The 14,509-nt window shown below is 33.0% G+C and carries 16 protein-coding genes; all 16 read left to right on the top strand.

The features are described 5' to 3' along the window. The first annotated feature begins 370 nt into the window (after window positions 1-370). Complete coding sequence (locus tag ACFQ0R_RS12130) at window positions 371-1,210, top strand: ABC transporter permease (RefSeq protein ID WP_379658650.1); 840 nt, start codon at window positions 371-373, stop codon at window positions 1,208-1,210. Continuing rightward, on the top strand, window positions 1,203-2,456 hold the full coding sequence (locus ACFQ0R_RS12125) for an ABC transporter ATP-binding protein (RefSeq protein WP_379658649.1): 1,254 nt from the start codon (window positions 1,203-1,205) through the stop codon (window positions 2,454-2,456). Before ACFQ0R_RS12130 ends, ACFQ0R_RS12125 begins: the two co-directional genes overlap by 8 nt. A gap of 3 nt (window positions 2,457-2,459) precedes the next feature. Then, the gene (locus tag ACFQ0R_RS12120; RefSeq protein ID WP_379658648.1) at window positions 2,460-3,299 is read left to right on the top strand and encodes a hypothetical protein; all 840 of its coding nucleotides are present in this window, start codon (window positions 2,460-2,462) and stop codon (window positions 3,297-3,299) included. Further along, on the top strand, window positions 3,271-3,693 hold the full coding sequence (locus tag ACFQ0R_RS12115) for a sugar 3,4-ketoisomerase (RefSeq protein ID WP_379658647.1): 423 nt from the start codon (window positions 3,271-3,273) through the stop codon (window positions 3,691-3,693). The genes ACFQ0R_RS12120 and ACFQ0R_RS12115 overlap by 29 nt, the downstream gene beginning before the upstream one ends. A 3-nt stretch (window positions 3,694-3,696) precedes the next feature. Continuing rightward, window positions 3,697-4,638: a hypothetical protein gene (locus ACFQ0R_RS12110; RefSeq protein ID WP_379658646.1), complete on the top strand. Its 942-nt coding sequence runs from the start codon at window positions 3,697-3,699 to the stop codon at window positions 4,636-4,638. A 1-nt stretch (window position 4,639) separates the two neighbouring features. Next, window positions 4,640-5,950, top strand: coding sequence for a polysaccharide pyruvyl transferase family protein (locus ACFQ0R_RS12105; RefSeq protein WP_379658645.1), 1,311 nt, complete (start codon window positions 4,640-4,642; stop codon window positions 5,948-5,950). Next, the gene (locus ACFQ0R_RS12100) at window positions 5,937-6,455 is read left to right on the top strand and encodes an acyltransferase (RefSeq protein ID WP_379658644.1); all 519 of its coding nucleotides are present in this window, start codon (window positions 5,937-5,939) and stop codon (window positions 6,453-6,455) included. The genes ACFQ0R_RS12105 and ACFQ0R_RS12100 overlap by 14 nt, the downstream gene beginning before the upstream one ends. Next, complete coding sequence (locus ACFQ0R_RS12095; RefSeq protein WP_379658643.1) at window positions 6,452-7,549, top strand: DegT/DnrJ/EryC1/StrS family aminotransferase; 1,098 nt, start codon at window positions 6,452-6,454, stop codon at window positions 7,547-7,549. The genes ACFQ0R_RS12100 and ACFQ0R_RS12095 overlap by 4 nt, the downstream gene beginning before the upstream one ends. Window positions 7,550-7,745: 196 nt before the next feature. Next, complete coding sequence (locus ACFQ0R_RS12090; protein ID WP_379658642.1) at window positions 7,746-8,825, top strand: glycosyltransferase family 61 protein; 1,080 nt, start codon at window positions 7,746-7,748, stop codon at window positions 8,823-8,825. Continuing rightward, entirely contained in the window at window positions 8,822-9,898 is a 1,077-nt protein-coding gene (locus ACFQ0R_RS12085) for a DegT/DnrJ/EryC1/StrS family aminotransferase (RefSeq protein ID WP_379658641.1), read from the top strand. Before ACFQ0R_RS12090 ends, ACFQ0R_RS12085 begins: the two co-directional genes overlap by 4 nt. Beyond that, window positions 9,895-10,521 (top strand): acetyltransferase, encoded by a 627-nt coding sequence (locus tag ACFQ0R_RS12080; RefSeq protein WP_379658640.1) that lies wholly within the window; start codon window positions 9,895-9,897, stop codon window positions 10,519-10,521. Before ACFQ0R_RS12085 ends, ACFQ0R_RS12080 begins: the two co-directional genes overlap by 4 nt. Window positions 10,522-10,523: 2 nt before the next feature. After that, window positions 10,524-11,477, top strand: coding sequence for a glycosyltransferase family 2 protein (locus ACFQ0R_RS12075; protein ID WP_379658639.1), 954 nt, complete (start codon window positions 10,524-10,526; stop codon window positions 11,475-11,477). Then, a complete protein-coding gene (locus ACFQ0R_RS12070; protein ID WP_379658638.1) occupies window positions 11,474-12,658 on the top strand; it encodes a glycosyltransferase in 1,185 nt (394 codons plus the stop codon). The genes ACFQ0R_RS12075 and ACFQ0R_RS12070 overlap by 4 nt, the downstream gene beginning before the upstream one ends. 16 nt (window positions 12,659-12,674) lie before the next feature. Continuing rightward, window positions 12,675-13,607: a DUF6625 family protein gene (locus ACFQ0R_RS12065; protein WP_379658637.1), complete on the top strand. Its 933-nt coding sequence runs from the start codon at window positions 12,675-12,677 to the stop codon at window positions 13,605-13,607. Then, window positions 13,604-14,362 (top strand): sulfotransferase family 2 domain-containing protein, encoded by a 759-nt coding sequence (locus ACFQ0R_RS12060; protein ID WP_379658636.1) that lies wholly within the window; start codon window positions 13,604-13,606, stop codon window positions 14,360-14,362. Before ACFQ0R_RS12065 ends, ACFQ0R_RS12060 begins: the two co-directional genes overlap by 4 nt. Next, a complete protein-coding gene (locus ACFQ0R_RS12055) occupies window positions 14,362-14,496 on the top strand; it encodes a hypothetical protein (protein ID WP_379658635.1) in 135 nt (44 codons plus the stop codon). Before ACFQ0R_RS12060 ends, ACFQ0R_RS12055 begins: the two co-directional genes overlap by 1 nt. The last annotated feature ends 13 nt before the right edge of the window (window positions 14,497-14,509 follow it).

Here is a 14,509-nt window from a genome sequence, read left to right as displayed (position 1 = left end):
GGAACGCTTAAACTCTTCCGAAAAACTACGCTGCTTTTGAATTAATTTTACATTGGCTTTCATATAAATTGACTTTAAGTGGTCAACCTATATCAGGGACGTACAACCGACTACCGAAAACCGAAAACCAACAACTGTCAACTGTCAACTGAAAACTGAGAACTGAAAATCTACTCACGACTCACGACTCAAAATTCACGATTCACGACTCACTAGTCACTATAAATCCAACAAAAAATGTAAATTTGGCACAGAATTAAGAATTTAAAACCGATCTCAACTCAGCAAGCTTCGTATATAATTTTGAAGACTTTAAGACGTTGAATTATAGTTAACTTCACCTTTTATGGATAATACCAAAACTTAGCTAATGCAAACGCGCATTTACCAAAAAGAAACCAATCGGAATTTACCTAAGTTACTGGTAGAAAGTCTTCGCGATCTCAATGCTTCTCGCTTTTTGGCTTTCCAATTGGCTAAAAGAGATATTTCTGCACAATACAGACAGTCCTATCTAGGAATTTTATGGGCTTTTGTGACCCCTCTGGCGACCGCTTTTGTCTGGATGTTTTTGAATTCCAGCGGAACTGTAAAGTTAACCGATACCGGTATTCCTTATCCGGTTTATGCTTTTGCAGGAACATTATTGTGGTCTATTATTACCGAGGCGATTAATTCACCCATACAAAGCACCAACTCTGCAAAGTCCATTCTTTCTAAAATCAATTTTCCGAAGGAAGCTTTAATTACCTCTGGAATATTGAAGTTGCTCTTTAATTCTTCGGTGAAAGTCATTTTACTTCTGATTTTTATTTTCGCTTATGGCATTGAGTTAAGCTGGAGTTTGCTTTTATTTCCACTGGCGATTTTAGGCGGTCTGGTGGTAGGCAATACTATAGGTTTACTGCTCACGCCAATTGGCATGTTATACCAGGATATTGGAAAGCTTATCAGCTTTGGGATGCAATTTTTGATGTATGCTACTCCGGTTGTGTATGCGGTCCCGAAAACAGGTTTGATGAAAACCCTCATGGAGCTCAATCCTTTAACCCCTATTATCACAGTAGGACGTAATCTGGCAGTTGGCCTGCCACCTACCTATTTGACTTATTTCATCATTGTGCTGGCAGCCTGTATTCCTTTGTTTTTTATAGCGCTGGTGTTTTACCGCATTTCGATTCCTATATTTGTTGAACGTTTAAGTGCCTAAACTAATGAAGGAACAAGAGATCGCCGTAGCGGAAGATAAAGAAGTTGCAACCAGCAAAGAGACTTTGGTGGAGGTGACTGGGCTGTCCAAGAAATTTTGTAAAGACCTTAAAACCAGCTTGTGGTATGGTGTTAAAGACTTGATTGCCGGCTACTCTGGTAATAAGAAAAAACGCGAGCTAAGACCTAAGGAGTTTTGGGCGGTTAAAGACATCAGTTTTACACTAAAGCGAGGCGAATGTCTGGGCTTGATTGGTCATAATGGAGCAGGGAAATCCACATTGCTTAAAATTCTTAATGGCCTCATCAACCCCGATGAAGGTAAGGTGGTGATGCGTGGTCGAGTAGGGGCGCTCATTGAGCTGGGCGCTGGTTTCAACCCAGTCTTAAGCGGACGAGAGAATATTTATAACAATGGCGCTATTTTAGGCTTTACCCGTAAAGAAATAGATGAGAAGCTACAGCACATTATAGACTTTGCCGAGCTGGAAGAATTTATAGACATGCCCGTGCGTAATTATTCCAGCGGGATGAAGGTACGTCTCGGTTTTGCCGTTGCTGCTCAAATGGAACCCGATGTCCTGATCATTGATGAGGTGTTGGCGGTGGGTGATTTAGGTTTTGTCTTAAAATGCTTTAAAACTATTGATACCATCTTACCCAATACAGCCATTATATTTGTTTCACATTCTATGCCTATGGTGTCCAGAATATGCAACCAGATCATTTTGATGGACAAAGGGCAAGCTAAGTTTCAGGGAGAAGATGTGTCTAAAGCGATTGATTTGTATTATACCCGTTTTGCAAGTAATGATGTGAAAATTTTATACACTGATAATAATATAGTGTTAGATTACATTCACATAAAAAGCCATGACTTTAGTGATGGTCTATTTCAAATTAATTGGAATGACGATATTCAAATTGAATTAAAGATTACTTCCAAATTAGATAAGATTCCAGTACCTTATATTACAATTTTTGATAAAGAACAAAGACCAGTGGCTCAATTAGAGCCATTTGATGGAATTTTTGAAAGTATTGATAAAAGAAACCTAACGTATGTGTTTTATGTAAAGAACCTGCAACTATCTAAAGGTATTTATAATATGAATTTAATAGTAGGCAAAGCTTATGGTAAGAACCCATTTTTAAGAATTAATGATGTGTTAAGCTTTCAGGTCAAACATAACCTTGATGTATGGCCGCCATTATTGATAAAAACAAAAACTACATTAGCTAAATAATAAATGCAGAATCAAAAGAAAAATTTACTAATTCATCTTGGACCACCAAAGACAGGTACGACATCCCTACAGCATTGGTTACTAAGCAATGAAGATAGAGGGTTTTCATATATAGGAATTAAACCAAAGAGATATGATGAGAAAAAAAACAAACATGCTAATGTTTTTTTAAAATATATTTATGGAAATAAAAATAAAAATGATTTTGTTTCATACTTAAATAATTTATCACATTACAAAAACTTGATGTACTCAGAAGAACTTATACTATATGGGGAGAATTGGATATGTAACCTTAAGAAATTAGCTTGCCTACAAGATTCTTTTAATATACATCTAGCTTATTGCTACAGAAACTCTATAAAAGCTATACCATCAGCATATGCTGAGTATCACAGTAATTTAAATCCTAAACTTAAAAAATCATTTGAACTTTTTTTGCACTCAGAATTTGTAAAGCCATACAAACTCGATGAAGTTATTAATGTGTTTAATGAATTAAATTTAAAATTTCACATATTTGATTTTGAGAAATTAGTGAAAGAAAAACTATGTATTGATGACCTCTTTGGAATAAATTCTGAGATTCCGTTCTTCAAAAGAAGAATTAGACTTTCAACAGAAAATAAAACAAAAAAATCCGAATTGAATTCTTATACAGCTAAGGTACAAACTCCTGAACAATTAAAACTGGAGCTTAAAATCAGGAAATTATCAAACAAATACTTTAAGAAAGATTTTAGTAATTATTTTAAGAGATCTTATAAAATCAAAATTAATAAAACGGATGAATTACTTAAAATAGCCAATAATAATGAAAAAACATGGTCCAATATTGATTGAAAAAAAGCCCGAAAAGATCTTCTTAAATTCAATAGGCTCATCAGAACTAGGCTACATCACAGTAGCCGAATATCAGGAAAATATACCCTTCAATATAAAGCGCGTATACTGGACTTACTATACTCCAAATAAGGTGACACGAGGTCATCACGCACATAAAGCACTGGAACAATGCATTTTTGCGGTAAATGGCAAAATTGAATTTGAATTAATTAATGTTAACGGTGAAAAATCCACCTTTATTTTAGATTCTCCTGAAGTAGGATTATATATTCCACCTATGCACTGGCGGACCATTAAATTTTCACATAATGCTGTTTTGTTATGTTTAGCTTCAGATGTTTATAAAAAATCTGATTATATTAGAGACTATGATTATTTTTTAAAAAAGTAATTAATGCAAATTATCAAAATAGACAAAGAAGAATATCAAGGTCAACAGTACTATTTTCGATTTCTATATAATAAAACCCATTTTTTAGAAAGCCTTCCTAACGATAAAAAGTTTTCTTTCTTTAAGATAGTTGGTGAGAAACAAAAGACAAAATTTCTTTTTTACATAGTCGAGGATTTTAGCCCTTTTTTAAATTTACCAAATCCAGCTCCATACTGGTGTATAGAAAGTGTAAGAAAACAAGAAAAACCAGAAAATTACATATCTGTAATAAAACTTATTAAGGAATATTTTTTTAAAGTCAAGAAGACAATTTCTATTACACTTCCATCAAATATTTATGACAAGCGCTACATTAATTTAATAACTAAATCTTTGCTAGATGAAGATTTTATAATCCAACATACTGATTACAATCATCATTTAGATATAAATTTATTTAAAGAGAATTTGTATTTAGAATATATAAACTCAGATGCCAGAAGGAATTTAAAAGTAGCGAATAATGCATCTCTTCAATTTAAAAAGCTAAGACAAAAAGAATATAGCTTTGCTTATGATGTCATAAAAGCTAACCGGATTGCAAAGTCTTATCCTTTAAAGATATCCAAAGAGCAAATGATAATTAATTTGTCAAATTTTGAAGGCGATGTATTTGCTGTTTTTAAAGATGAAGTTATGATTGCATCAGCTTTAGTATTTGGCATTAATGCCAGTGCTAAACAATTAATTTATTGGGGAGATTTACCTGAATACTCCAAATCAAGACCTATGAACTTTTTAGCTTTTGAAATGTTGAAGTATTACAAAAACACAAGTACTGAAATATTAGATTTAGGACCTTCAAGTGATGAAGGTGAAATTAACTCAGGTCTTTCAAATTTTAAGGAAAGTATAGGCGCATTGACTTCTTTAAAATTCACATTAACCTACAAATCGTTATAGAATGAAAATATTTGTAATAGGTCAAACGACTATGGAAATGTACCGTATTGAATATGGAAATATTGGTAATTATTATATATTAGAACCATTCTTCAGAAAGCTTCACGAGTATTTTCCAAATTCTATAATAAAAACAACTTTACAACTTACAGATAGATTTTGTAAAGCAGAAAAGGTTTCGTCTGTTCCCATGGAATTGTACTATGATTTAAATTCAGCTCAAAATGAAAAAGATGTTGATGAAGAAGTAAGCTTAGCAAAAAAAATAAAGCAGGGTGCTGAAATTGAAGAAGATAGCCTAACTCCTTATCTTAGACAAGTATTGGAAAGCGATTTAGTAATTGATTTTAGTGGTGATATTTGGGGAGAAAATGCATCCTTGCTTAAGAAAGATCGTTTTATTGTTGGAGTTAAAAAAAATCAAGTTGCTCAAGAATTAGGAAAATTTACAGCTTTTATAGCATCTTCACCAGGTCCTTTTGATGTAGACGATAATTTTGAATTAGCTAAACAAGTTTTCGAAAACTTTAATTTTGTCGGAAATAGAGAATCAGAAAGCTTAAAAGTGCTAGAAAACTTTAATATTAATACAGAAAAAGTTGGAAGCTATGCTTGTCCCGCTTTTCTTTTTGAGCCTGAAACGCTTAAATCAGTAGTAAAAGAACGGTATTTTTTAGAAGACAAAAAAACGCTCGGATTTATTTTATGTGGTTTTAATTTTGAAGAAGGGCCACACAATAAATGGCCTAGAGAAGCATCAGACTATTCCAAGTTTGTTGAATTGGTGAGTAATTTCTTAACAAAAAATCCTGACTATCAAGTTATTTTTATGTCTCATGCTAATGGTTTCAAATTACCACCTACTCCTTTTGTTCAGATTCCTGGCTCAGATTTTAAGCATGCTAAAATGATGTTTGATTTGTTAAGCAAGAAAGGTTTTAAAAATCAAATTAAACTGCTTGATGAAATATTGTCTCAACACCAAACCAAAGGATTTATAGCCAATTTTGATTTATTAATATCTGGAAGAATTCATGGTGCAGTAGCTGGTTTTTCACAAAATATACCAACTATGGTTTTAGATTATGGTCATGATCCCAAAGCACATAAAACTTTAGGTTTTGTAAAAAACATTGGAAGTGAAGCCTACTTTTGTGATCCTAACGATTTAAAAGTTATGAAAACAAAACTAGATGAATTGAATTTAAGTCGTCTTGAAGAATCCTATAGATTGGACACTGCAAATAAATTTGTAAAAGATAAAATAGATAAGATGTTCTTTGATTTTAAAATTACATATGAAAATTATTAATTTATCTCATCTAGACGAATTACTATACTGGCTTCTTACAAGGTTTCACGCTCGAATGCCATCTAGATTTGTCAAGTTGATAGCATATTATTACACAGATGCAAGGGTTAGAAAGCTGTACCTAAGAAAAATGGGAATCGTAATGGGCCAAAATACTTTTTCTAATTTAGGTTTAAAAATTGCTATAGATGAGTTTAGTGATAACCGAAAAGTTGAAATAGGTAACAATGTTTCGATCGGTCCAAATCTTATTTTAGTCGTTGATTCTTGTGCTAACAATGGTGTAGAAATTAATAAAATCAAGGGAGTTAAAGAAAAATATACTAAAAAGGGTTTTATTAAAATAGAAGATGAAGTATGGTTGGGTGCGAGTGTGACAATATTGCCCAATGTCACAATTGGTAAATGCTCTGTTATAGGTGCAGGCTCTCTAGTGACAAAAGATGTTCCAAGTTATTCTGTTTATGCAGGTACTCCAGCTAAATTAATTAAAAAACTGAAATGATTCAATTTCTTGACTTAAAAGTTATTAATGCGCAATACCAAGAAGAAATTACTGCATCCATTCTAAACGTACTAGATTCAGGTTGGTATATTAAAGGAACTTCAGTTTCCAGTTTTGAAACTAATTTTGCTAATTACTGCGGAACCAAGCATTGTATTGGTGTTGCTAATGGTCTGGATGCTTTAATTTTGATTTTTAGAGCCTTGATCATTCAAGGAAAGTTTCAAGACGGAGATGAGGTCATCGTTCCTGCAAATACGTATATCGCCAGTATACTTGCTCTAACCGAGAATAAGCTTAAACCAATATTAGTAGAACCCGATCCTGCGACTTTTAATTTGAGTTTAGAAGGAATCAGGTCAAAAATAACCTCAAAAACCAAAGCTGTTTTATGTGTGCATCTATATGGACAACTCGCAGAAGATGTGAGTGGATTTTGTGAAGAACATAATTTACTTTTAATAGAAGATGCCGCCCAGGCCCATGGAGCAAAAAATAAGGAAGGTAAAAAAGCAGGAAGTTTTGGTATAGCAGCTGGGTTTTCCTTCTATCCAGGAAAAAACTTAGGAGCTTTAGGTGATGCTGGAGCAGTTACCACCAACGACAAAAGTTTAGCTGAGCTTATTCACCAACTGGGTAATTATGGTAGTGAGAAAAAATACCATAATTCATTAAAAGGTTTAAATTCACGTCTGGACGATATGCAGGCGGCTATCCTTGATGTGAAGCTTAAGTATTTAGAAAAGGAAATCATTAAACGTCGTGATGCAGCTCAATATTATCAGCAGCACATCCAAAATCCAAAGATTAATTTACCTCAATGGGATCCAGAAGTTAAAGATCATGTGTTTCACTTGTATGTGATTCGATGTAAAGAACGAGATCAGCTTCAGCAGTACTTGAATGATAAGGGCATTCAAACGGTGATTCACTACCCCATTCCTCCACATAAGCAGGAAGCCTTTTTAGAATGGAACCAATTGTCATTTCCTCTAACAGAGAAGATACATGACGAAGTTTTAAGTTTGCCTCTAAGTCCTGTGATAACGAAGGAAGAACAGAATCAAATAATAAATGCTTTGAATGAGTTTTAGTCCTTATAGATACAAGAGAGCATTAGAAAAAATTTTTGAAAAAAATGTTCATAATTTTAGCCTGTGGATTTTAAACACTAGACCAGAATTGTCTCGCTTTTTATTTGACTTATTAAAAATCTTTCTTTTTAGAAAATACTTTAAACTATATAAAATTGGATTTAATTCAGAATTAGAGACCTATAAAGCTCTAGATGTGAATTTAAAAACGACAAACTATGGTTTTTATGATCATGTTACAGATAATCAAGAGGTATCATTTAAAAAGCTAAACAATATAGGTTATGCAATTATTCGAAATGCAACAGTAGTTCTGGGTTCCGAATTTGTGTTTAAAGATCATATTGCCTATAAACAAGATTATGATTTTTCATATCAAATTAAAGATGTCAATTATGCAAATTTTAGAGGATCTATAACTAATAATAATACGCATTTATTCACAAAAAAATCAGAGCCTAAGAACCTACATCTTCAAAGAGCTATTTTTCTCTCAGGATCTTATGACTACAATTGGTATCACTGGTTAATAGAAATTTTACCTAAACTTGAGGTTTTAAAGTTCAATGATTTTGATTTTAGTAAAACTAAAATATTGATATCGGAAAAAAATTATAACTCAGCAAATCATTTAGACGCTTTACGTTTCCATACGACTAGAGATAAACTAGTTGTTTTGAATCCAAAAACTTCTTATAAGATAGATGAGGTTATTCATATAGATTCACCGTCTATTAATCTTCCAAATAAAAAATTTGATAATAAATTGTTTGAGCTTGGATCTGGAAATTTCCAATCCGAAATTTTAAAATCCTATAGAAACAGATTCTTCTCTGAATTAGAAATTAATTCTAAAAATACTATATTAAAGAAGAGGGTGTATTTAAGTAGAAGTCAAAAAAATAGAAAGTACAATCAAAAACAGATAATTAAGCTTGTCGAAAATTTCAATTTTGAAATTGTTGATCCTTCTGAGCTTACTTTAAAAGAGCAAATTCAACTTTTTTTTAATGCAGAAATTATTATTGGTCCAGCTGGAGCAGCTTGGGCAAACTTAATATTTTGTAAGCCTGATACAATAGGAATGATTTTTAGACCTCACAATAATGGTGAAAATTCAAGTTTTCCAAATTTAGCGAAAGTGTCTGGTGTCAAACTTTACGAGCTAAAATATATCAACCCAGAGAAGGATTGGATTTCTTACATGCTAAGCGACAAAGAAGCTTATATTGATGTAAATTTGCTCGATAAAGCTATAAGAAACTTTATTTCATGATCAACGTTACCAAAACATTTTTTCCGCCGATTGAGGATTACCAAAAGCATTTGGAGCGCATTTGGGACAACCAATGGCTTACTAACAACGGAGAGTTGTACAAAGAGCTGTCTCAAAAGTTACAAGACTATTTAGGGGCTAACCATATCATTCCCATGACCAATGGCACCTTACCCATTCAGATTGCGCTAAATGCCTATGCTAACCAGGGAGAGGTGATTACCACGCCGTTTTCTTATGTGGCGACGACGGCTAGTATTGTTTGGGAGAAATGTACGCCGGTCTTTGTGGATATTCATCCGGAGTATTTAACGATTGATGAGACCAAAATTGAAGCGGCCATCACCGACAAAACCACGGCCATTTTAGCCACTCATGTTTACGGGAATCCCTGCGCAGTGGAAGAGATTGAAGCTATTGCTAAAAAACACAACTTAAAAGTGATTTACGATGCCGCGCATTGCTTTCGGGTAACCTACAAAGGACAATCCATTTTTAATTATGGAGATGTCTCCACCTGTAGCTTTCATGCGACCAAGTTATTTCATACCGGAGAAGGTGGGGCGCTATTTTGCCAGGATAAACAAATCTACCATGAAATGTTTTATCGTCATAATTTCGGTCATGATGGTCCGGAGAAATATCACGGACTAGGATTGAATGCTAAAATGAGCGAACTACAGGCTGCGATGGGCTTAAGCGTTTTACCTTACATGCAAGAAATCATATCTGAGCGCAGGCGGGTTTGTAAATATTACGATCAACACCTTGATTTTAGTCTATTAAGTAAACTACAACTTAGGGAAGGCACTGACTGGAATTACAGCTACTATCCTGTGATATTTAAAACTGAAACAGAACTTTTAAATATAAAAACAAACTTAGAAAACAATAACATCAACCCGAGACGCTATTTTTTTCCAAGTTTAGAGGAGTTACCTTATATACAGTCGTCAAATTGTCAAATAGCAAAAGATATAGGCGAGCGCGTGATGTGTTTACCTCTTTACGTAGATTTAAAAGATGCAGATCTTTACAGGATTGTTGATATCATTAATTCAAATTTAAAATGATAGTCGTTGGTGCCAAAGGATTAGCCAAAGAAATACTTCAGATTCTTGAGGAGAATGATGAGGTTGAAAACCTGGCTTTTTTTGACGATGTCAATTTAGATATGCCTAAAAAGCTTTATGATATATATCCTATTTTGAAAACAGATCGAGAGATAAAAGATCATTTTGAAGTTGATCAACGATTTATATTGGGGCTGGGTAAGCCTAAATTGAGAAAGGTGTTATGTGAACGATTTGAGAAACTTGGAGGTCAACTGACATCGGTAAATGATAAGAGTGTGACCAAAGGAAATCACGTTTGTATAGATAAAGGCTGTACTCTAATGGCTGGGGCAAAACTATCTAATGGGGTAAAAATTGGCAAGGGTGTATTGGTGTATTATGATTGTATCATTACACATGATGTTGAAATCGGAGATTTTGTAGAATTATCTCCAGGATGTAAGCTGTTGGGGCATGTCAAAATAGAAGATGAGGTCCAGGTGGGAGCAGGAGCTGTAATCTTACCAAAAGTTATAATAGGTAAGGGAGCAATAATAGGCGCAGGAGCAATAGTGACAAAAGATGTCAGACCAAATACAATTGTACTGGGAAACCCTGCAAGAGAATTAAGTAAAGAATAACCATGACTAAACCACCTACAGTTTCAGTAGTCATGATCACCTATAATCATGAGAACTTCATTAAAGAAGCCATTCAAGGTGTTTTAACCCAGGTTTCTGACTTTACTATTGAATTGATTATTGCGAACGATAAGTCCACAGATGCAACTCATCAGGTCATAGATGAACTCCTAGAAAAAAATATTCCTGAGCATATCCATATTCGCTATTATAATCATAAGGGCAATAAAGGGATGATGTCAAACTTTATTTGGGCTTTACAACAAGCTAAAGGTAAGTACATTGCCCTTTGTGAAGGAGATGATTACTGGACCGATCCATTAAAACTGCAAAAGCAGGCAGATTTTTTAGAGGAGAATAAAGGTTTTGTGCTATGCTGTCATAATGCATTTTTTCTAAATTCTGTCAGTTCTAAAACCCAGGAAAGAGTTATACCAAAACTTAGACAGGATAAAGAATATACAGAATTAGAGTTAAACAAAGGTGCTTGGATACTTACACCTACATTGTTTTTTAGAAATTTAAATGACATTCATGATATACTTAATAAAGTCGAATCAAAAATTTTAAACAGTGACATGTTACTGTTTTCGATTTTGGGAAAATTTGGTAAAGGTAAATATATTGAAAGCATAGAGCCTGTTATGTATAGAGTGCATGAAGGAGGGGTTTGGAGTTCTAAAAAACACGATAAAATATTCGTATGGTGGAATAGGTATCAATTGGAAAAAGTTTTATCACATTTACATAGAGAAAATGATGAGGTTAGTGTTTTTTTTAAAAAAAGACTCACAGATTTAAATCGTAAACTTCATAGAAACTTATACAGACTCAATAGAGAACAAGTTAAGGAGCTTAATATGGACTATTTTAAATGGAATAAGTTTGAACCTTATCGAATTAAAGGCTTTATAAAACACAACTTTACTTACCTAAGGTTGAAATTTGGTTTATGAAAAAAAAAACACTTTTTATTTCAAGGAAATTCGATTTAAAAGGAAATTCAGCTCCTTCAAGATATTTTTTAGATGTTATTAAAAGGTTTGACGATTTAGGATATGATATTACAGTAGTGAAATTAGATTTTAAATCTTCCAAAATAAGAAAATCTATAACTACTGACCTTCCATACAAACTTGTGCTTCCAGGATTTATATCTATATCTAGTAAATTAGTGTCCTTAAAGTATCTCTTTTTGTTTAAGTGGAAATATTATTTTGGTTTCAAACCTGAGATAGAATATTATAATGAACTGCCATCAGAAAGGGAGATTAAATTTTTAAAAGGCATATCTAAATCAGAATACGATATTGTTTTTGTGGATTATTTTTTTCTCGCTGAAAGCTTAGAATTATTTTCTGGAATAAAAGCTATCATCACTCATGACGTTTGGCATCAACACTACTCAGTAGGTAAAAATAATTCTTATTTTGGTTTACTAACTCTGGAAGAAGAAAAACGACTTCTCAATATGGCTGATCTCGTCATAGCCATAAGTAAACGAGACAGACTCATTTTTGAAAATTTACCACTAACAGATGCTAAAGTCATAGATTTGTATCCTGTCATTAAGCCAAGAAGAATTATTAATGAAGAATTCATCACTCAGAAAGTTGAATCGAATACAATTATTTTTGTAGGATCTAATTATAGACCCAATGTTTACGGTCTGGAGTGGTTTTTAGATCAGGTCTGGCCTCTTTTATATCCAAGAGAAAACAACGTCCGGCTCAAAGTTATAGGTAATGTGAAAAAATATATTCGTCCTGAATTTTTAGACTTTGATGATCATATTGAGTTTTTGGGTTTTGTTGAGGATTTGTCGATACACTATGATGAAGCAAAATTAGCCATAACTCCTTTGAGAGAAGGTTCAGGTGTTAAAATTAAAAGTATAGAAGCAATAGAATACGGTTTGCCTATAATTTCTACTTCAGTTGGTGCCCAGGGTTTAGACCATTTTGCGGGTTCAGGAATAAAGATAGAAGACTCTCCGAGTTCTTTTGCTAAAAGTATCTTAGATTTGTTTAAGGATCCATCATGCTTAAGATATGAATTAACATCGCTTAATAATGCTAGAGATACAGCAATTGAAAATCAAAAAGATTTAAGTGAACTGAAAGCTATCTTAAATTAATCTAATACTATCTGATTTGAAATCCATCCTCCTCATCATCCCTTACTTTGGACAATGGCCGCTTTGGTTTGAGGCCTATTTGTGTTCCATTAAAGCTAATCCTAGTATCGATTGGTTATGCCCAACGGATTGTGAGTTACCAGAAGACTATCCTGAAAACCTAAAATTTTTAAAGACAACTTTACCTAAGCTTAACCAACACGTCAACCAAGTAGTAAAAGCTAATGTTCCACTAACTCCAAGAAAATTCTGCGATTTAAAGCCAGCTTATGGTAATATCTTTCAAGAAGAAGTTCAATCTTATGACTTTTGGGGCTTTTGTGATATGGACATCATTTGGGGTGATATTCGAAAATTTATGAGGCCTGACATTTTAGACAAGTACGACATTATCTCAAGTCGAAAGGAGAATATTTCGGGTCATTTTAACCTGTTTAAAAACACAGCAGAACTCAAGCAACTCTACAAGCAAGTCCCCAATTATCAAAGTTTGTTTGAAAAAGAACGTTTTATGTGGTTTGATGAGCAGGTCTTGTCAAATTACTTGAAGACTACGCAACACGATTTTAAAATCAAGTGGGATAAGATTTTATGTAATCAGGAACGAGGGATTGATTCACATCAGGAATATGAGTTAAACCGCTGGATATGGAATAAAGGGAAACTACTCAACACCAAAACCCAAGAGGAAGTGATGTATCTTCACTTTATCAATTGGAAACGAATGATGAGGTTTTGTGAGATTAGCTATGTAAATAATCCAAAATCATTTTATGTGTCTTACACTGGGATGCATCTTCAGCCGTTTTCTAAACTAAGACTAAAGCTTAATAAATTTAAGAATGTGTTTTTTGGGTATGAGAAAAAAGAGAACAGGAGGAAATTTAGACTTAAGTTGAAAAGTTATAAAAAACGAATTAATGGAAAACTGAATAAAATCTATAAATGAAAATCATATTCACCCATATTGAAAAATGTGCTGGTACAAGTTTTAATGAATTATTGCAACTTAATTATTTCAGATATATTCATATTACGAAAAATAAATTTGGCGGTAACGATAGAAAAAATGATTTAACTTATGAACAGTTTAAACAAATAAAGAAATTATATCCCTCAGGAATTGGAGGCCATTCTGTAAGGCCCTATCTGGATTTTTTGAAGCTAGAGAAATCTTTTAATATCACTTTCCTTCGTGAACCCTTAGAGCGTTACATGTCCCAATATAATCATGATAAAGAGATGGGTTTTACTAGAGATATTGAGCACTTTCTATCACGTGAATACATGAATAATTTCATGGTCAATAAACTGGCTGGGGAGAATAATATAGATAAAGCTATTAATTATTTAGATAGATTTGATTTTGTTGGAGATGCTAACCGGTATTTCCAATCTCTAAATCATTTAGATCATTTGCTTAATAAACGATTCTATGGAACTGCCCAACAAAAAAATGTAAGAAGTAAAAAAAACGAATATATTATATTTTCGGATTTATCTGATTTACAAAAGGCAAAAGCAATAGAGAACAATGCTCTAGATATTGAGTTATATAACTACTTCTTAAAGAATAGCTCTTATTTAAATAATTATCCTAATATGTATGATTTTAAAAAGCCATCTAAACTAAGAATAAAGTTACTTTATAAGCTTAATAAAAGAAGGAAATCAAAAATTAAAGATATTAGAAATAAATTTTAATGTTTCAATCCATTTCCTTACTTCATCCGTTTTCTGCCCTGGCCATTGGTCTAGAAGATGAAGATTTGTACCATTCTCATAGAAAGACTCAAGAATTTGCTTTGCAACATATTCAAAATAAGAACCAGAACTAGAATATTTTAATAG

Origin of the sequence: Psychroflexus salinarum, from assembly GCF_042677225.1 — a bacterium.
GTDB classification, from domain to species: Bacteria; Bacteroidota; Bacteroidia; order Flavobacteriales; family Flavobacteriaceae; genus Psychroflexus; species Psychroflexus salinarum.
This window is presented reverse-complemented; position numbering and strand designations above follow the sequence as displayed.